General features: G+C 63.3%; 19 protein-coding genes. 12 read left to right on the top strand and 7 right to left on the bottom strand.

Annotated features, from left to right (window positions below; genetic code table 11):
* Nucleotides 1-9: 9 nt before the first annotated feature.
* The 5 genes from DSAT_RS07680 (at nucleotide 10) to DSAT_RS07700 (ending at nucleotide 5383) form a co-directional block, all read left to right on the top strand.
* Nucleotides 10-882, top strand: coding sequence for a F0F1 ATP synthase subunit gamma (locus DSAT_RS07680; protein WP_020886919.1), 873 nt, complete (start codon nucleotides 10-12; stop codon nucleotides 880-882).
* 18 nt (nucleotides 883-900) lie between these two features.
* Entirely contained in the window at nucleotides 901-2301 is a 1401-nt protein-coding gene (atpD, locus tag DSAT_RS07685) for a F0F1 ATP synthase subunit beta (RefSeq protein WP_020886920.1), read from the top strand.
* A 9-nt stretch (nucleotides 2302-2310) separates the two neighbouring features.
* A complete protein-coding gene (locus tag DSAT_RS07690) occupies nucleotides 2311-2736 on the top strand; it encodes a F0F1 ATP synthase subunit epsilon (RefSeq protein WP_020886921.1) in 426 nt (141 codons plus the stop codon).
* Nucleotides 2737-3229: 493 nt separating this feature from the next.
* Nucleotides 3230-4318, top strand: coding sequence for a radical SAM family protein (locus tag DSAT_RS07695; RefSeq protein ID WP_020886922.1), 1089 nt, complete (start codon nucleotides 3230-3232; stop codon nucleotides 4316-4318).
* A gap of 42 nt (nucleotides 4319-4360) precedes the next feature.
* Nucleotides 4361-5383 carry a radical SAM protein gene (locus DSAT_RS07700; protein WP_084712787.1) on the top strand — a complete coding sequence of 341 codons (1023 nt, stop codon included), beginning with the start codon at nucleotides 4361-4363 and terminating at the stop codon, nucleotides 5381-5383.
* A gap of 91 nt (nucleotides 5384-5474) precedes the next feature.
* Here DSAT_RS07700 and DSAT_RS15760 read toward each other — a convergent pair whose 3' ends face one another.
* A complete protein-coding gene (locus DSAT_RS15760; protein ID WP_235695937.1) occupies nucleotides 5475-7481 on the bottom strand; it encodes a ribonucleoside triphosphate reductase in 2007 nt (668 codons plus the stop codon).
* Nucleotides 7405-8166: an anaerobic ribonucleoside-triphosphate reductase activating protein gene (locus DSAT_RS15155; RefSeq protein WP_152490265.1), complete on the bottom strand. Its 762-nt coding sequence runs from the start codon at nucleotides 8164-8166 to the stop codon at nucleotides 7405-7407. The genes DSAT_RS15760 and DSAT_RS15155 overlap by 77 nt, the downstream gene beginning before the upstream one ends.
* Before the next feature lie 634 nt (nucleotides 8167-8800).
* On the opposite strand from DSAT_RS15155, the gene DSAT_RS07710 reads away from it, so the two are divergent.
* Entirely contained in the window at nucleotides 8801-9322 is a 522-nt protein-coding gene (locus DSAT_RS07710; protein ID WP_020886926.1) for a hypothetical protein, read from the top strand.
* Here the strand turns inward: DSAT_RS07710 and DSAT_RS07715 are convergent.
* Genes DSAT_RS07715 through DSAT_RS07725 form a run of 3 tightly spaced genes read right to left on the bottom strand, consistent with a single transcriptional unit; the run spans nucleotide 9319 to nucleotide 11733 of the window.
* The gene (locus DSAT_RS07715; RefSeq protein WP_020886927.1) at nucleotides 9319-9876 is read right to left on the bottom strand and encodes an HDIG domain-containing metalloprotein; all 558 of its coding nucleotides are present in this window, start codon (nucleotides 9874-9876) and stop codon (nucleotides 9319-9321) included. The two genes, DSAT_RS07710 and DSAT_RS07715, sit on opposite strands and share 4 nt — an antisense overlap.
* A gap of 20 nt (nucleotides 9877-9896) precedes the next feature.
* Entirely contained in the window at nucleotides 9897-11123 is a 1227-nt protein-coding gene (locus tag DSAT_RS07720; RefSeq protein WP_020886928.1) for an MFS transporter, read from the bottom strand.
* A 43-nt stretch (nucleotides 11124-11166) separates the two neighbouring features.
* Nucleotides 11167-11733 carry a DUF2148 domain-containing protein gene (locus DSAT_RS07725; RefSeq protein ID WP_020886929.1) on the bottom strand — a complete coding sequence of 189 codons (567 nt, stop codon included), beginning with the start codon at nucleotides 11731-11733 and terminating at the stop codon, nucleotides 11167-11169.
* Nucleotides 11734-11916: 183 nt separating this feature from the next.
* Between DSAT_RS07725 and DSAT_RS07730 the strand changes: the two genes are divergently transcribed.
* From DSAT_RS07730 to thpR, 5 genes are all read left to right on the top strand, one after another.
* Complete coding sequence (locus DSAT_RS07730) at nucleotides 11917-12876, top strand: chromate resistance protein ChrB domain-containing protein (RefSeq protein WP_020886930.1); 960 nt, start codon at nucleotides 11917-11919, stop codon at nucleotides 12874-12876.
* 161 nt (nucleotides 12877-13037) lie between these two features.
* The gene (locus DSAT_RS15160; RefSeq protein ID WP_020886931.1) at nucleotides 13038-13238 is read left to right on the top strand and encodes a hypothetical protein; all 201 of its coding nucleotides are present in this window, start codon (nucleotides 13038-13040) and stop codon (nucleotides 13236-13238) included.
* 122 nt (nucleotides 13239-13360) lie between these two features.
* Nucleotides 13361-14767, top strand: a complete 1407-nt coding sequence (locus DSAT_RS15670; RefSeq protein ID WP_020886932.1) for a D-alanyl-D-alanine carboxypeptidase family protein — start codon at nucleotides 13361-13363, stop codon at nucleotides 14765-14767.
* A 77-nt stretch (nucleotides 14768-14844) separates the two neighbouring features.
* Nucleotides 14845-15402: a CinA family protein gene (locus DSAT_RS07740; RefSeq protein ID WP_152490266.1), complete on the top strand. Its 558-nt coding sequence runs from the start codon at nucleotides 14845-14847 to the stop codon at nucleotides 15400-15402.
* Nucleotides 15402-16022 carry an RNA 2',3'-cyclic phosphodiesterase gene (thpR, locus tag DSAT_RS14840; RefSeq protein WP_020886934.1) on the top strand — a complete coding sequence of 207 codons (621 nt, stop codon included), beginning with the start codon at nucleotides 15402-15404 and terminating at the stop codon, nucleotides 16020-16022. The genes DSAT_RS07740 and thpR overlap by 1 nt, the downstream gene beginning before the upstream one ends.
* A gap of 129 nt (nucleotides 16023-16151) precedes the next feature.
* On the opposite strand, the gene DSAT_RS07750 is transcribed toward thpR, so the two are convergent.
* A complete protein-coding gene (locus DSAT_RS07750; protein WP_020886935.1) occupies nucleotides 16152-16640 on the bottom strand; it encodes a hypothetical protein in 489 nt (162 codons plus the stop codon).
* A gap of 321 nt (nucleotides 16641-16961) precedes the next feature.
* Here DSAT_RS07750 and DSAT_RS07755 point away from each other — a divergent pair, with 321 nt between their 5' ends.
* Entirely contained in the window at nucleotides 16962-17417 is a 456-nt protein-coding gene (locus DSAT_RS07755; RefSeq protein ID WP_020886936.1) for a universal stress protein, read from the top strand.
* A 189-nt stretch (nucleotides 17418-17606) separates the two neighbouring features.
* Here DSAT_RS07755 and DSAT_RS07760 read toward each other — a convergent pair whose 3' ends face one another.
* Nucleotides 17607-18407 carry a tetratricopeptide repeat protein gene (locus DSAT_RS07760; protein WP_020886937.1) on the bottom strand — a complete coding sequence of 267 codons (801 nt, stop codon included), beginning with the start codon at nucleotides 18405-18407 and terminating at the stop codon, nucleotides 17607-17609.
* Nucleotides 18408-18577 lie beyond the last annotated feature (170 nt).

Here is an 18577-nt window from a genome sequence, read left to right on the forward strand (position 1 = left end):
GTATGAATCATGCCATCGCTCAAGGACGTTAAAAACCAGATCGGCGCCGTCAAGAAGACGAAGCAGATCACCAAGGCCATGAACATGGTGGCCTCGGCCAAGCTTCGCAACGCCCAGAACCGCATCGAGCGCTTTAGGCCCTACGCCGAGAAGTTCTACGATATGCTGGGCGACTTGGCCGCCGGCGCGGACCCGAGCGTGCATCCGCTGCTGGAGCGCCGCGACGAGATCAAGACCGTGGGCATCCTGGTCGTGACCTCCGATCGCGGCCTGTGCGGCAGCTTCAACACCAACCTGAACCAGGCCGCCAGAAAACTCGCCGAGGAGAAGAAGGCGGAAGGGAAGGACGTCAAGTTCTTCTGCGTCGGCAAGAAGGGCCGCGACTTCCTGCGCAAGCGGGGCTTCGAGATCGCCCAGTCCTACGCCGACAAGATGAACAGCTTCGACTTCACCTTGGCGAACCAGCTCGGCCTGGAAGTCATCGGCGCCTACATGAAGGGCGAACTCGACGAAGTCCATCTGGTCTTCGGCGAATTCATCTCCATCGCCCGCCAGATTCCCCGTTCCCTCATGGTGCTGCCCATGCAGAGCACCGGTGAGTCAGAGGCCAAGGGCTCGGCCATCGAATACATCTACGAGCCTTCGGTCGAGGGCCTGTTGGCGGAGCTTCTGCCCCGCTTCATCAAGGTCCAGATATACCGCGGCCTGCTCGATACCTCGTGCAGCGAGCATGCGGCACGCATGGCGGCAATGGACAACGCCACCAAGAACTGCGACGACATGATAGGGTCGCTGACGCTGAAGTACAACAAGGCTCGTCAGGCGACCATCACCAAGGAACTCATGGACATCGTCGGCGGCGCCGAGGCGCTGAAAGGATAAGCAAGGGGGCTTAGGAAAATGAGTGCGAACGTCGGAAAAGTCGTTCAGGTCATCGGTCCGGTCGTGGACCTGGCGTTCTCGGAAGGGCAATTGCCCAATATTCTGAACGCCGTTGACATCAAGAACACCAACAACCCGTACGCCGAGGAACTCGTCGTCGAGGTCGCCCAACACCTGGGCGACAACGTGGTCCGCTGCATCGCCATGGACTCCACCGACGGCTTGGTGCGCGGCATGGAAGGCGTGGACCGCGGCGGTCCCATCACCTGCCCGGTCGGAAAGGCCGCCTTGGGTCGCATCATGAACGTCGTCGGTCGCCCCGTGGACGAGAAAGGTCCCATCGACGCCGCCAAGACGCTGCCGATCCACCGTGCCGCGCCCGAGTTCACCGAGCAGTCCACCGAAGTCAACCTGCTCGAAACCGGCATCAAGGTCATCGACCTGCTGATTCCCTTCCCCAAGGGTGGCAAGATGGGCCTGTTCGGCGGCGCCGGTGTGGGCAAGACCGTTATTCTCATGGAACTCATCAACAACATCGCCAAGCAGCACGGCGGCAAGTCCGTGTTCGCGGGCGTGGGTGAGCGTACCCGCGAGGGCAACGACCTTTACCACGAAATGATCTCCGCTGGAGTCATCGACAAAGCCATCCTCGTTTACGGCCAGATGAACGAGCCTCCGGGAGCCCGCGCCCGCGTCGCGCAGACCGCGCTGACCGCGGCCGAGTACTTCCGCGACGAGGAAGGCGAAGACGTGCTCCTCTTCGTCGACAACATCTTCCGCTTCACCCAGGCGAACTCCGAGGTGTCGGCGCTTCTTGGCCGCATGCCCTCCGCGGTGGGTTACCAGCCCACGCTGGGCACCGACGTCGGCTCGCTGCAGGAGCGCATCACCTCCACGCACAAGGGCTCCATCACCTCGGTGCAGGCCGTGTACGTGCCCGCGGACGACTTGACCGACCCCGCGCCGGCCACGACCTTCTCGCACCTCGACGGAACCCTGGTGCTCTCGCGCCAGATCGCGGAACTCGGCATCTACCCCGCCGTGGACCCCCTCGACTCCACCTCCCGCATCCTCGACCCACTGGTTCTGGGTCAGGAGCACTACATGGTGGCGCGCGGCGTGCAGCAGATGCTCCAGAAGTACAAAGACCTTCAGGACATCATCGCCATTCTGGGCATGGACGAACTCTCGGACGAGGACAAGGTCACCGTTGCCCGCGCCCGCAAGATCCAGCGCTTCCTGTCCCAGCCGTTCCACGTGGCCGAGGCCTTCACCGGCACGCCCGGCAAGTACGTCAAGCTCGAGGACACGATCCGCGCCTTCAAGGAAATCCTGGATGGCAAGCACGACGCTCTGCCCGAGGGCGCCTTCTACATGTGCGGCGGCATCGAGGAAGCCATCGAGAAAGCCAAGGAATAAGGTAGCACAATGGCCCAGATCCATCTCGAAATCGTCACCCCGGACCGCAAGGTGCTCTCGCAGCCCGTGGATTACGTGGGTGCGCCCGGCATCGAGGGCGAGTTCGGCATCATGGCCAACCACGTGCCCTTCCTGTCGGCCCTTGGCATCGGAAACCTCTATTACAAGGACAGCGGCAAGTACCACTACGTCTTCGTGGCGGGCGGATTTGCCGAGGTGAGCGACAACAAAGTCACCATCCTTGCCGAGGTTGCCGAAAAGGCCGCCGAGATCGACGTGGAACGCGCTCGTAGGGCCAGGGAACGTGCCGAGGAGCGGACCCGCCTCCAGAAGGAGGAGATCGACTTCGCCCGTTCCCGCGCCGCCCTGCAACGGTCGCTGGCGCGCATGCGCTGCCGCGCTTCCGCCGAGTCCGCAGGCACCTGCGTCCTCTAGTCCCACACCGAACCGACGCCCCCTGGAGCGCGGGTCCGAAAGGGCCCGCGCTTCTTTTTTTGGGGGCGAGGCGTGAAAACTCCGCGATGCCCGCGTTGCCGCGGCAAATCCGGACCCTCGCGTATCGGCAATACGCATCGACCCCGGATTTGCCTTGCGCCTTGGCCTCACGGTTTTTGAAGCCTCGCCCGAGACTCATCTTCAGAACACCCCTCGCTCACTGTGTTTGCGGGTCTTGGTCTCACGTCCGCCAAGAAATCGCCAAGGGTTCTGGAGAAACGGGCGGGCATCATTGACGCGAGAACAGAAAGAGCGGGCTCGTCACGCGCGCCTCTTCCAAGGCATTCGAAGTGGCTCGTGCGCTGTCCCTATGTCTGAGTTCTCCCCATCCGAGAGTGGAGCCGCCGCGTGGGGCATGGCGAAGGCGAGATAGTGGCGCCAAATTTGCAAGCGGGGCACTGTTTGGAACATTTGCGCGCAGCCGAGGAAGGGCATGTCAGAGAAAATTTTCAGTTATCTCGAAGTCCACGCTGTTGACCACTGCAACAACAATTGCCGCTGGTGCAACAACCATTCTCCCTTCTGTCCGGAGCGGGAATATGCTGCCGGGGAATACATCCCCTGGATGGAAAAACTCGAAAAGAAGGGAATCGAGTACGACATGATCTCGGTCATGGGCGGCGAGCCCTTTCTGCACAAGAATTTGACAGGCTTCGTGCTTGAGCTTCGACGTCGGTTTCCGCGAAAGTCTCTCGCGATTTCAACAAACGGGTTTTGGCTGGGTGAGGAGCAGATAGAGAGCTACCAGATGTTATGGAAGCTCACGGACATTCTATTCATTTCACTGTACCCCAATCTGCTGCGTGGGCTGAAGGATGGCGGAGACGTCACGCCCTTGCTCCACAAGATCACAAAGCACAATCCTCATCTCAAGATCGATCTCAGACAAAAACAGACGTTCAGAATGATCGCGTATTCCGAGGAGCCTGTCGAACCGAACACGTTTTGCGGGACGTCGGAATGCACGACCCTTTTGGCGGATGGGCGTCTCGCCCGCTGCGGATTGGGCGGCTACGCAGGCTATAGCCCGAATGTAGGCGAGGCGTTTAGGTCCTCGAAGCATATGTTCTTCGATCTGAATCGGAAGTTCTCAAAGGGGGAGTTCTGGAACTGGCGGCGTCGCTGGCCTTTTGACGCTTGCTACCATTGCGATAGCTACAAGTGGCGAGAGACGAATTGGAAGGCCGAGAAGGGCAAGCGAAGACGCCTTGATCTCGAACTGGAACATGATCGATTGGCTGGCGGCAGATTGATGGCGCTTGGAAACTTCACGCAAGCTGAGAGTCTTTTTCGCAGGACTGCAGAAAAATATCCTTTAGATGCAGCGCTTTGTAATGACCTTGCGGTTTGCGTCAGCCATCGTGAGCCGCTGGAAGCGCTCGCCTATCTGGCGAAAGCCCTCGAAATCGATCCTGACCATGACGACGCGAGGGCGAATCTCCGCCGACTTCGGCATGTTCTGGGCAGGGGCACTGAAAACGCGAGGCCTGAAGTATGTTCCGCAGATGCAGGCGTCCGGTAGGGTTTCTCGTCAACAAGCAGCCTGCGGGCAAGGAGTAGCGGCATGTCTGTAAGGACAGTTGATTGGATAGAAATACATGCTGTTGACCATTGCAACAACAATTGCCGATGGTGCAACAATCATTCTCCATTCGCCAAGGAAAGATTTTATGAACCTGAAGAATATTTCCATGGACTCGATGAACTGCGGCGTCGTCGAATAAATTTCAATGTACTTTCAATCATTGGCGGAGAGCCATTTCTCCATCCAGAGCTCGAAAACTTCATATTTCAAATCAAGAGCCGCTATTGTCGCCCGATCATGCTGACGACAAACATTTTTTGGCTTTCTGAGATCGACGTCGTATGCCACCTCGATCTTCTGAAGCTGGTCGACATCCTTAATGTGACGTTGTATCCGAATATTGTGAAAAGTCTTGGCGGATACGAAGCTGCCGAGCATCTTCTCAGCAAGCTAAGGGCGCTTCTTCCTAAGACGAATGTCAAACCAATGCGGATAGAGCACGTATACCGCAAGCTTGAATTTACGCGTGAAAAAATGATCGTGGACAAGCATTGCTATAACGCCGAGTGTACGAATCTCATGGCGGACGGACGTTTGGCCCGATGCGGACCGGGCGCCTACGCCCACCTGCACCCGGATGCCCCCCGGGAATTTTGCGAGTCAAAGGACATGTTCTACGATCTGAAAAGCGACAAAAGGGACTTCTGGCACTGGAAACACCAATGGCCACTCGACGCGTGCGCATATTGCAACCACTTTCAGGCAATCAAATCACCATGGAAAGTGGAAAAGGGAGTCTTGCGGAAGAAGCGGTACGAGAGCGACTACAAAATGCGGATCGCCGACCGCTTGGCGGAGGCTGGTGCATGGGCGCAGGCGGGCCGGATTTATCTCGCGATAGCTGAAGAAACTGGGCCGGACAGCCTCGTGTATGGGAAGATTTCCGAAGCGTATCGCAACTTAGGGCAGCCTGTCCTGGCTGAGAAATTCCTGAACCTGTCGCGCAAGGTTTCGAACGTCGAGACCGCGCAAGGTGATTGCGCGGAAAGCCACGTCGTTTAGACGGCAATTTGCGGTATCATATCAAACGGAAAGGGGACCGGAATGCCTGGGGGAAGGCATTCGGGTCCCCTTCGCGTTGAGGCCGCCAAGTCTAGCAGATCATGTCGGCGCTGATGGCGGAGAAGACGATGCGGTCCATGTATTCGGCCTTCTTGCCCTTGTTCCATTGCGACACCGGGCGGTAGTAGCCCACGATGCGCGTAAAGACCTCGGTCTCGGCGCCGCAGTCGGGGCATTCGAACATCTCGCCCCGGATGTAGCCGTGCTCCTTGCACACCGAGAAGGTCGGCGTGATGGAGAGGTAGGGGATCTTGGTCTTGGTGAAGGCCTTGACGATGAAGCTTTTGAGCGCCTTGGTGTCGGCCACGGCCTCGCCGAGGAAAGAGTGGAAGACCGTGCCGCCCGTGTACAGCGGCTGGAGCATGTTCTGGTGCTCCAGGGCGTGGAAGATGTCCGTGGTCTCGTCCACGGGCAGGCAGGTGGAGTTGGTGTAGTAGGGCGTGCCGTTGCCCGAGGCCGCGATGTTCTCGTAGAGCGACTTGTCGATCTTGGCCAAGCGGTAGCTGGTGCCCTCGGCCGGGGTGGCTTCCAGATTGTAGAGGTTGCCCGTCTCTTCCTGGAAGCGCCGGGTCAGGTCGCGCAGGTGGTTCAGGGCGCGCTGCATGAAGCGGATGCCCGCATCGGTCTGGATGCCCTTGCCAAGCAGATTCAGACAGGCCTCGTGGCCGCCCACCAAGCCGATGGTCGAGAAGTGGGCCCGGTAGCCGTTCTTCAGGTAGCGCTTGGTCCAGGGGAACAAGCCGCGATCGAGGTTGTCGTTGACCAGCTTGCGCTTGAATTCGAGAGAGTTGCGGGCAAGCTCCGCGTATTCGGTGAGCAGGTCGAGGAAGTCCTCCTCGCCCTGGGCGAGATAGGCGAGCTTGGGCAGGTTCAGGGTGACCACGCCGATGGAGCCGGTCAGGTCGCCCGCGCCGAAGAGGCCGCCGGTCTTGTTGCGCAGTTCGCGCAGGTCCATCTGCAGGCGGCAGCACATGGAGCGCACGTCCTCGGGATCGAGGTCGGAGCTGATGAAGTTCTGGAAATAGGGCGCGCCGTACTTGGCGGTCATCTGGAGCAGCAGTTCGCCGATCTCGGATTCCCAGGGGAAGTCCTCGGTGACGTTGTAGGTCGGGATGGGGAAGGAGAAGATACGGCCGTGGTAGTCGCCCGCGAGCATGACCTCGAGGAAGGCCTTGTTGATCATGTCCATCTCGGCCTGGAAGTCACTGTAGGTGGCGTCTTGCAGCGCGCCGCCGATGATCACGGCCTCCTTGCCCAGGTGGCGCGGGGCCTTGAGGTCGAAGGTCAGGTTGGTGAAGGGCGACTGGCCTCCCCAGCGCGAGGTGGTGTTCAGGTTAAAGACGAACTTCTGCATGGCCTGCCGGACCTGTTCGTAGGTCAGGCCGTCGTGGCGGATGAAGGGCGCGAGGTAGGTGTCGACGTTGTTGAAGGCCTGCGCCCCGGCCCACTCGTTCTGCAGCGTGCCCAGGAAGTTGACCATCTGGCCCAGGATGGAGTCGAAGTGCCGGGCGGGACCGGCCGAGGAGCGGCCTTCGAGGTTGAAGCCCTCGAGCAGCAAGTCGCGCAGCGACCAGCCCGCGCAGTATCCGGCCAGGCCGAAGGAGAGGTCGTGGATGTGGAAGTAGCCGTGCTCGTGGGCCGCGCGGATCTCCTCGGGATATTTCTCAAGGGCATAGCGCGCCTGCACGGTGCCCGAGAGGTGCAACATGAGCCCCTGGAAGGAGTGGGTCATGTTGGCGTTCTCGTTGACCCGCCAGTCGGCCTTGTTGATGTAGTTGTCGATGGTTTCTTTGATATCGACGTAGGCCTGTTTCTGGTCGCGCAACTGCCGGCGCTTCTCGCGGTAGACGATGTAGCGCTTGGCCACGTCGAACAGTCGCGACTCCATGAGCACGACTTCCACGAGATCCTGGACCATCTCCTGCTCGGGAACGTCCGTCCCCTCAAGCTTACCCTCAACCTTACGGGCGAGCCTGCGGGCGAGGATCGGGTCCTTGATCCCGCTGGCTTTCAGGGCTTTCAGGATGGCGCCTGCGATGCGCTCCGTGGACCAGGTTTCCTGGCATCCGTCGCGTTTGCGGATCAGCGTGGGCATGTGTCCTCCTCGGGGGCACGTAGGCATTGACGGTCAATGAAAAGCCCGCGGGCAGCAGCGCCCGCGCGGCGTCGATGTCTGAGGGGGAGAGCAGGGGAACCCGGGTCATGCGGAAAGCGAAGGACTTCGGGCGTTCCCGGGCCAGATCGAAGACCTGGCTGAGATTTTCCGCCGCTATCTTGGCATCGGCTTTGCCGCCGGTCAGGGCGGGATACAGGTCGACGGGCCCTTTCACGTCCACGTGGATCTCCTCGACCAGTTCCCGGTCGAGGACGTCGGCCAGGACGTCGGGCCGCATGCCGTTGGTGTCGAGTTTCACGGGCAGGCCGAAGCGACCGATGTCGCCGAGAAAGCCGCAGAGTCCGTCGGCAATGGTCGGTTCGCCGCCGGAAACGACGATGCCGTCCAGCCAGTCCCGGCGACGCTCGATGAAATGCAGCGCGTCCGGGGCGAAGATGGTGGGCAGGGACTCGGGGCGCCATGCCAGGTCTGCGTTGTGGCAGGTGGGGCAGCCGAGATTGCAGCCGGAGAGGAAGAGCACGGCCGTGGACCGGCCAGGCCAGTCGCACAGGCTCAGAGGCTGAATGCCACGCAGTCTTTCCCAGGCGTCCGATGGGGTGTGGCGCATCTCGTCCCGTCGTTTCGCGACCGAAGCCGCAAGGTTGCATCAGTATTTCGGCCGTGTGGCCGACGTATCGTCAGTTCCGCGAAAACGCCGGGTGCGTTTCCATTGTTGGACGCGGCATCCGGCATATTCGTTTCGTCGCGGGCGGGATGCGCTGTCGCGCGGTTGTTGCGTCCGCGGCGGTCCGTTTTGTTGTGCCGGGCGATATCGCGGCGCGGCGCAACGGTATGGTGCAGGCGGTTCGCGCGTATCGCGTGGTCGCGACGCGCGATTTGTGGTCAAATACTGCACGGCCAACGTTTTGTACAGACCCCATCCGGGATTTCATGGTCTCATCCTTCCACAGCCGACGCATGCCCGCCAGCGCGCGCTTCCGGCAGCGGGCGTGTCTGTTTTCCACATCGGACTATCGCCTGGAGAGTCCTGTTGCCGGGCTTTGCAGGTCGTGGGTGTGGAAAAACATTTTTTGGACGCAGGTGCAGAGCAGGGATGCAAACCCCTCGACATCGCGGTGTTTTCCGATGCGCCACGGTTTTTTCCTTGCGCATTGCGCCTGTTGCATTAGAATTGAAACAGGTGGCCGAAGCGGGGGGTATTCTCCGCGGCACGCGAATCACGAGCACACAGGAGCGAATCCATGCCGAACACGAGAACATCCGTTTTGTCCCTCACTATCCGGGCGGCGCTTTTGCTGACCGTCCTCGGTCTGGCCGCCTGCGGCGGCGAGGCTGCCAAGGGGCCAGGCGGCGTGACTGGATGGGAGCAGGGGGGCGAGTTCGACCGCCTCTACTCCATCGCTGAATTCGACAAGATCAAGGGGTATTTCGTGCGTACCGTCGATACCGTGCCCCTGCCGGGCATGGCCGTGGGCGTGGCGGTGGTCGTGCGCGACCGCGCGGACAACGAGTCCGTGACCGTGGTGCTCGGCCCCAAGGAATACGTGGGGCCGCTGATGGACAAGCTGGCGCTGCGCGACGGCGAGCGCATCAACGCCTACGGCGCCTGGGCGCGGGTGGGCGACAAGGATGTCATCATCGGCACCAAGATCAAGAAAACCGAGACCGAGTTCGTCAAGGTGCGCCGCACCAAGGACGGCATGCCCTATTGGGCCATGTCCCCCGATGAGGTGGCCAGGGAGCTTGAGGGCGACGACGACTAGCCGCCCGCCTTCGCTTCGACCATTTCCCGCAGCCGCAGGTAGCGTCCGCGTGTGACCTCGTCCTTGGCGAGGTCCGCGCGGGCGGCCAGAATCTCTGCAAAGCGCCCTCGGGCATCGGTCAGATCTTCAACCAGCCCTGGCTCTTCCATGATGTCCGAGAGCTTGTCGGCATAGATCGCCAGAGCCTCCTCAGGGCGCGTCACACGCCTGTCGCCAGGCGGCAGTCCGTAGTGCGTGGCCTCGTCCGGCGGCACTCCCGCGCGCACGTGCTTGACCATCACCGCCAGCACCTCCTGGGGCAGGCCGAGTTCGCGGCCGATGCGCGCGCCCTCCTCGCCGTGCGTGATGCCGCTCGTGACCACCTTGCCGAGGTCGTGGAAAAGCGCCCCGCGCACGGCCAGCCGTTCGTCCAGTCCTTCCCGCATTTCCTTGGGCATGGCGTCCAGCAGTTCGCCGACGATGCCGGCCACGAGGATCGAATGCGCCAAGTCTTCTTCGGTGAGGCCCGCGCGGCGCAAAAGGACGACGTCATCCGGATCGATGCGTGTGTTCATGATCTTGCCCTTCCTTCCGGTTACGAATTCCTGCCCTCGGCGGCGCCCTTTCGCACGTCGCGCGTGGCGGCCACGAACCAGGGCACGGAGACGAGGAGCAGCGCGGAGATGATGGCGAAGGCCGGGGCATAGCCCAGGGACGCCACGAGCAGGCCCGCGACGATGGGGCCGGCCGCATGGCCAACGTCGAAGATGGTTCCGAAGACGCCCATGGCCGTGCCGTACTGGTTGGCCTTGCACAGCTCCGCGACCATGGCCGCCGAGGAGCTGGTGACCAGCGCCTCGCCCAGGCCGAAGACCAGACAGGCGGCCAGAAGCGCCCAGAATCCGGCGAGCCAGGGCACGGCCGCGAACGAGACGGCGCAGCACAAGAGCCCGGTCACGATGAGCGGCTTTCGGCCCGCGCGGTCGGAGACTCGGCCCATGAGCGGCTTGGCGAGCATTGTGACGACGATCTGAGAGGCCCACAAAAGACCCGCCTCGAAGGCCGAGAGTCCGGCCACGGTCACGGCGTAGATGGGCAAGAACGCTTCGAGCGCGCCCATGCTCATGTTCTGCACGCCTTCCATGGCCGAAGCCGCCACCACGCGCCGATCCGAGGAGACCTCCCGGATTCCCGAGACGAAACGGCCCAGCCGCTCGCCGAATCCGCCTCCCGCCACCTGCTCCTCGCGCAGCAGGGTGCGAAAGCCAAGCAGCAGGGCGGAGAACCCGGCCAGGCCGCAGACGGCGTAGACCATGGGGAACGCCCACGGCGCGTAGCCGCCTTCCGGCAGGGCCGTCAGGGAGAGCATGAGGCCGCCCACGGGCGCGCCGAGCAGCCCGCCGATGATGCCCACGGAAGAGAACCAAGAGAGCAGTTCGCCCTTGCGCGCCCCTGCGATGTCAGCGACCACGGCCATGGCCACCGGACCGTAGATGGCCGTGGCGAAGCCGTGCAGGAAGCGCACGGCCACAAGCTGCCAGTAGTCGGTGATGAACAGGTAGGCGAAGGGCGCGAGCCCGAAGAAGACGAGCCCCGCGAGCATGGTCCTGCGGCGGCCGATGACGTCGGACAGCGCGCCGGACGGCAGCTTGAAGAGGATGCCCGTAACCGTGGAGATGCCCACGGCCAGACCCACCGCCTCGGGCCCTGCGCCAAGCGTCAGGGCGAAGAGCGGCAGCACGGGGTTGCGGGCCAGGGCGTAGGAGAAGCGGGCCAGGAAACCTACCCAGCACAGGCGGGCGAATTGCGAACCGGTGTTCATGGTCGTGCTCCGTGTCCGGGCGGCCGAGGCCGCCCGGGCGATGCTACTTCTTCGCGGCCTGGCGGTCGTGGAAGATGCTCTTGCCGTAGTAGCCCACGGGCAGGCCCATGACCACGTCGGCCTCGATGACCCCAAGCGCCCGCGCGGCCGCGCCCACGCGCTGCTGCACGCGGCTGTCCACGCTGAGCAGCGCGGCGGTCTTGGCGGCCGAGGCCAGGGCGCAGCCGATGTCGATCATGCGCATCATGCAGTGCGGGCCGCCATAGCCCATTTCCTTGGCGATCATCTTCCTGTTTGTGGCCATGTCCTTGCAGGTGGGGTAGCCGCAGGCTCCACAGTCGTAGCCCGCGAGGTTGGACTCGCGCAGTCCCACCAGGACCAGAGCCTGGGTGTTGGCGATGTTGTCCGCATCGCGCAGCCAGTAGGCTTCGTTGGTGCTCTTGGGCGCGAACTCCTTCATGGCCTGGGCGATCCTGGCCAGGGTCGCGTCGTCCTCCACGACCACGATCTCCAGAAAATCCTTTCCTCCGGCCTTGGGCGCGGTGCGCATGCTCCCGGCCAGCATCCGGGCGGCGGTGACGGCGGCGTCTTTCATTGACTCCTTCGACATGGCTCCTCCTCGCCGGTGTCAGATCCGGCTCGTTTCCGATGTTGCAATTGACATATTGTTAATATGTCAATATGTCAATTGGCACATGAAAAATTATCTTGTCTGTCAACTGTAGTTTTCTTTCAATGACCGCAACGCTCCCGCGAAGGCCATTTGTCGCGGCGATGCCTGGAGGAAGGTGGAATGGACCCGATGAACTGGCTCTTGCTGATCCACAACATCCCGCCCAAGCCCGGCTATCTGAGGGCCAAGGCGGCGCGAAGGCTTGCGGCGCTCGGGGCCGTGGCGCTCAAGAACGCGGTCTATGTGCTGCCCGATGGCGGGTCTCGTTTCGAGGATCTGGCTTGGCTGGCCAAGGAGATCGAGGACAGCGGGGGCAAGGCCTTCGTCTGTCGCGCGGCCTTCGCGGCCGGGCTCGACGACGCCCAGGTGCGCGTTCGTTTCGTGTCCGTGAGCGACGAGGCGTATGCGCGCCTGACCCAGGAGATGCTCTCCTTCCGGGAATCCCTCGCATCCGGGGATTCTGGCGAAGAGGGGATCGAACAGGCACTCGGCCGCTTCGCCAAGGAGTTCGCATCGCTCAGGAGCCTCGACTTTTTCGGTGCGCCGGGCCGCGAGACCGTGGAGGGGCTGCTCGCGGCCCTGCGCGCCAGGCTCGCGGAGCTTCGTGCCGGGGGAGCCGCGACCGGGGGCGGGGAGGCGCGCGGCCCGCAAACGCTCACGGGGCTCGTCTGGGTGACGCGGCGCGGCGTGCACGTGGACCGCATCGCCTCGGCCTGGCTCATCCGCCGTTTCATCGACCAGAAGGCGAGGTTTCGCTTCGTCGACGAGCGCGAGCACGTTCCCGCGCCCGGCGAGGTGCGCTTCGATATGCTCGCCGGGGAGTTCACGCACGAGAACGACCTGTGCACCTTCGAAGTCCTGGAGCGGCGGCTCGATGCGAACGATCCGGCGCTTGGGCGGCTGGCCGAGATCATCCACGACATCGACCTCAAGGAGGAGCGCTTCGGGCATCCCGAAACCGCGGGACTTCGCGTGGCCCTGGAGTCCCTCGCCCTGGTCGTGCCCGAGGACGAGCGGCGCATCGAGCAGGGCGGAGCGATCCTTGATCTGTTCTACGAGAGCTTTCGACTTCGGGGCTGATGCAGCGGCTCATGCGCGGCGGGCGACCGCCTGCGTGTAAAGAGCGGCCGTTTGTCGAAATGGGTGGCGCACGGCGGCGCGATTGTTGTATGGAGCATGATGAGCCGCGCCCGCATGCGTGGGGCGATGCGTGGCACTGACGATCCTTGGAGGAGGCCATCATGTACCGCTACTATTGTTCCGAGCCCGGATGCAGGGGGCACTTGGCCGCGTTCGAGCGCTGCGCCGACGTGCGGGCCTTCGCACTGGTGCGAAGCATCTGTCGCGACTGCCTTCGCCCGGCTGCGGAGTGCCCGTCGTGCCGGGTCTCCCCGGCCGTGGGAGCGTCGTGGCTCTGGGGCGCTGCTCCCTTGCCAGTCTGATCGACGCTACGAGGGATTCTTCGGAACAGGGCGCGGCGAAAGAAGCACGCCCCCCTTGCCCAAACGCTTGGTCGTGCGTAGGAGAAACGCAGTGCGCCGCCATGACGGCGCAAGGGAGATGCATGCCTGATACGCGCGACCGGACCGGCTTTGCGGCGGCCATGGGTGGAATCCTCCGCCCTGCATCGTGGGCCGCGTTCGTCCTCGTCCTGATCGTCATTCTGCCGGGAATCGTCGGCGCGGCCGCCACGCCTCCGGGCCAGACGGCCGGGCACGCGGCCGTGGGCGAAGACGACGGAGCCTGCCGGATCGCCGCCGGGTCGGCCGTCCTGCTCGACGCCGCCACCGGCCGGACCCTGTTCCAGCAGGACCCTGACAAGAGCATTCCGCCCGCATCGCTGGCCAAGGTCATGGCCATGTTCGTGGTGCTCGACGCCGTGCGCGCGGGTCTGGTCTCCCTCGACGACGAGGTGGTGATCAGCGCCGAGGCCGCCGCCACGGGCGGGTCACGCATGCATCTCAAGGAAGGCGAGACGGTCACGCTCGACAACCTGCTCAGGGGCATGGCTGTGTCCTCGGGCAACGACGCGGCCATGGCCGCGGCGGAGCACGTGGGCGTCAGTGTCGCGGCCTTTGTCGCGGCCATGAACGCCAAGGCCGCTCTCCTGGGCATGGAACGCACCGTCTTCGTCAATCCCACGGGCCTGCCCGCCAAGGGCCAGACCACCACGGCCCACGACATGGCCGTGATGACCAGGGAATACCTGCGGGCGCACCCCAAGGCGCTCGATTACCACTCGCAGACGCGCCTCGTGCACAACGGGGTGCGGACCCGCAACAAGAACCCGCTGCTCGATGCCTGCGAAGGAGCGGACGGGCTGAAGACCGGCTGGATCAGGGCCTCGGGCTACAATCTCATCACCACGGTCAAGCGCGGCGAAACGCGCCTCGTTGGCGTGATACTGGGGGCCAAGACCCCGGACATGCGCTCGCGCGAGAATCTGCGTCTGATGGAGGCCGGCTTCACCGCGCTCGAGCATTCGCTGACCGTGAACGAGGCGTTGCCCCAGGTCGCGGTTCCCGAGCCAGCCCCTCCCCCGGCCGCGAAAAAGGCCCCCGCCTCGAAGAAATCCGTCGCCAAGCCCGCGCCGAAGCAGGCCGCCCCGAAGAAGGCCGAGTCGCGGGTGGTGGCCGAAATAAGCGACAAGCGGCTCACGGTCGTCTCTGATGTCCCGAAGTCGGGCGCGTCGGTCAAACCAGCCGTCAAGAAAGCCGATCCCAAGCCTGCCGCCAAAAAATCCGAGTCCAAGAAGTCCGATCCCAAAAAAGCCGCGCAGGCCAAGGCCCAGCCAGCGGCCAAGAAGGCGGAGAAGAAACCCGCAGCACAAACCGCCGCCAAAGTCGCCAAGGCCGAGGCCGCTGGGAAAAAGCCCACCCAGAAGGCGGAATCCAAGGCCATGTCGGCACCGAAGAAGCCGACCCAAAAGACGGACCCGAAGACTACAGCCAAGGCTGAGTCCGCGCAGTAGTTCCCTGCAAGGCGGCGTTGTATGACGCGCCTGGCATCTGTTGAGCCGTGCCGCGTTTTCGGGTTATGGCGAAGAACATGAACGACGGTCCCGGCTATTCCGGCAGTGCCGCATCTTCAGCCTCGTTCGATGCGCTGCACGTCCATCTGCGTGCAGACTTGGCGGACGACATAGCCACGCTCGGCGCGCGACTTTTGGCGCGCGGCCGGATGCTGGTCACGGCGGAATCGTGCACCGCCGGCCTAGTGGCGTATCTGCTGACCACTGTGCCCGGAGCCTCGGACTGGTTCGCTGGCGGAGTGGTGGCCTACTCCCTTGAAGCCAAGGAGCGGCTGCTCGGCGTGCCGCGCGGAATTCTCGACGCGCACGGCGCGGTCAGCCGCGAGACCGTGCGCGCCATGGGCAAAGGCGCGCTCGACCGCTTCGGCGCACAGGCTGCGGTGTCCGTGTCCGGCGTGGCCGGTCCCACGGGCGGCACGGCCGCGACCCCGGTGGGCACGGTTGTCGTCGGTTGGGCCTGGCCGGACGGGGCGGACGAGCAAATTTTCAGCTTCGCGGGCGACCGGGCTGCGGTCACGGCCCAGGCCGCGTGCGCGGCCATCGGCGGGCTATTGGCCCGGATCGGGGAGGGCTGATGCGGGTCTTCGTCGGCCTGGATCTGCCGCCCTCTTTCCAGGATGAGCTGGCCAGGCTCGTGGCGCGCGCTCGCGCCGCCTCACGCGCGGACGTGCGTCCCACCCGGCCCGGCGCGTGGCACCTGACGCTCGCCTTTGTGGGCGAAATTCCCGCTGAACGAATCAACGTCCTGCGCGAGGCCCTGTGCGGCGTGCGCCACCCCGTGTTCCCGCTCACGCCCGGCGGCTTCGGCGGCTTTCCCGATTCGTCTCGGCCGCGCGTGCTCTGGGTGGGGCTTGCCCAGGGCGGCGTGGAATGCGCCGGACTCGCGGTCAAGGTGCGCGAGGCGCTTGCGGCGCGCGGCGTGGCCTGTGACGACAAGCCGTTCGTGCCGCATCTGACAGTGGCCAGGGTCGGAAGTTGCGGTCGGCGGGACATCGAGCCCTGGCTCGCGGCCATGGCCGCGACGCGCTGGCCCACGACCCTGGCGCGGGAGTTCGTGCTCTTCGAAAGCCAGCTTGGTTGCGGGGGGCCGGTGTACGGGAAATTGGCCGTCTTTCCGCTTGATGGCGGGGATGACGGGCAGGAGCCGCCGGGGCTGGCGCAGACTGTGGATCGCCGCGAGACCGGGGCGGCCTGAGGGCCTCGCGGCGCAACGACAAACGCCGGACCAGGCGCGCGCGAGGTCCGGCATTTTCGTGCGCCGTGCATCCGGCGCGTTTCGAGCGGCCCGCAAAGGCGTCTTGGGAGACGTCCTCGGGTCGTCGGATTAGACGTAGTCGCCGCGATTGAACTTGATGGTTTCCGTCACGGAAAGAATTTCCATCTCATCCACCAGCGACTTCAGTTCGGGATTTTTGGACGCGAGATCGGGATTCTCGGTCTTGATGCGTTCCACTTCGCCGCCGATGCGCGCGAGAACGGCATAGGCGTCCTTCAGCCCCGCTTCCTCGCCGGGCGTTTCAAGCCGTTGGGCGTACTCTTCCCATTCGCCCAGAAGGCGTTCGATGTTGTCCATGATCGTTCGCTCCGCCTGCTGGTTTGGGGCGACAGGGGCATTCACGTGCAGCAGGGGACTCGTCCCCAGCGGCTTCACACCCGCGCCTTCGACCTGTGCAGGCCCCGCGTCCTGCCTCATGGCGTCCAACTCGCGCGCAAGCAGATCGCCGAACATCCCGCACTTCTCGGATGTTTTGCGGGCCGTGCGTTCGGCCTCCTGCTGCTCGACGGCGCCGACGTGATCGTTGGTGATCTTCATGGCCATCTCCTCTTCCGGTTTGGCCCTGGAAAAGCAAGAATCCTGCCAACCTTATTGACGTCCCAACATATCGGAAGGATTCGAAATTCTCTTTAGGTTGCGGAGGAATTTTTTGCCCCCGCTAGGCGTCTTGCACCTCGCGCTGCCATTTCCGGCATCAAGATTCAAAAATACAGGGGAACAAAGCTCTTGTCTATGCGCCCAGCATCTGGCAAAAAATACAAAGACCCGTATGGCGGCGCGGAAGCGGTCGGGTCTGCGGATGGATTTGCCGCGCCGAGCATGTGAGGCGGCCTTGCACGAGGCCGGGAGGTGATTGCCATGGCACAGATCAAGCGGATTTTATGCGCGGTTGATTTTTCCGAGGCGAGCCCGCTCGTTGCGTCGTACGCCAAGCTTCTGGCCCAGGGCCTCGACGCCGAGGTTCTGGTGCTGTACGTCGCGCCGTCGCTCTCGCAGTACGTGGGCTTCCACGTGCCGCCGAGTTCCATCGAGACCTTCGTCAAGGACATCGTTCAGGGGGCGGACGCCACCATGGAGAAGTTCCTGGACGAGAACTTCGCGGGCGTCCGCGCCCAGGGCGAGGTCGCCACGGGCTATGCGGCCGAGGAGATTCTCAACCACGCCAAGGACCAGAAGGTGGATATGATCATCATGGGCACCCACGGCCGCAAGGGAATCGATCGTATTCTTTTCGGCTCCGTGGCCGAGAAGGTGGTCAAGTCGGCCATCTGCCCGGTTCTGACCGTGCGCCCCGAGAAGTACGCGACCGAGTAGCCCGGCCGGTCCGATCAGGCCAAGCCGAGGGAGGGCCGATTCTTCCCTGGGAAGCGTCGGCCCGTCAGGCTGCTCAAAAAGCCCTGGATGCACGGGCGCACAAAAAGTTCAAACCCTCGCGTATTGGCAATACGCGAGGGTTTGAACTTTTCGCCGCAACGCCGCAGGCGGCGTCTTTTCAGTGGTCTGTCAGGCAAGGTTCTTGGCGGCGAGATACTTCAGGAACTTGCCCGCTTCCTCGAACTGGGGATTGATCTCCAGCGCCTTTTCCAGGGAGGCCTTGGCGGCCGCGAAATCGCCCATCTCGAAGAAGACCCGGCCTCGGTTGTAGTGCAGGTTCTCGTCCATGGGCGAGAGTTCCGCGGCCCGCGAATAGAATTCGAGCGACTGGCCGAAGAGTTTGTTCTTGCGCAGGTTGATCCCGAACTCGTTGAACAGGTGTTTGTGCTCGGATTCGAAAGCCGCGTCGAGCTTGACCAGACGCTTGAGGATGTCCTCGGCCTTGGCGGACTCGCCGCGCGCCATGTAGCACAGACCAATGCCGAAATTGGCGCGCACGTTGTCCTCGTCCACCTTCAGGGCGTTGCCGTACTCCATCTCCGCCGAGTAGGTCTCCCCACGCTGGCGGTGACGGTCCGCGCGCGCCAGGGTCTTTTGCAGCTCCCGCATCTTGGGGAAGACTTCCTTCTGGTAGAACTCGGGCTCGGGAACGTATTTTTCGAGGAGTTCCTCCTTGCCGATGGTCTCCTTGTCGCCGCTGGGAACGAGGCCGGTGTTCAGCGCCTGCAGCTCGATCTCGCCCGCGTCGTTCTCCTCGGCAAAGTAGTAGGCCTGCTGCACGGTCTTGCGCTGGGTCACGCCCGTGCCGACCTTGACGAGCTTCTGGGTGGAGAAGACGCCCCGGATCTTGTTGTTTTCAAGCATGGTGAGGCCGGATTTCGATTCGTCCGCCATGAACAGTCCGCCCGGTTGAGTTGCTGAGGAGCGCATGGTCACTCCGCAATGTAGGGAATCGGCGGTTTTTTCGCAACAGCGGGCGCGACGCGGGTGTCTTGCGGCCGCCATGCAAACGCCACGAAAAGGTTGACTATTTTCTGGTGGAGGGGCTTTTTCGCCAAAAGGGCGTTTGAGCTTGATGACAAGCGCCTGTGCAGGCCGTT

The sequence above is a fragment of the Alkalidesulfovibrio alkalitolerans DSM 16529 genome, assembly GCF_000422245.1.
Classification (GTDB): Bacteria; Desulfobacterota; Desulfovibrionia; order Desulfovibrionales; family Desulfovibrionaceae; genus Alkalidesulfovibrio; species Alkalidesulfovibrio alkalitolerans.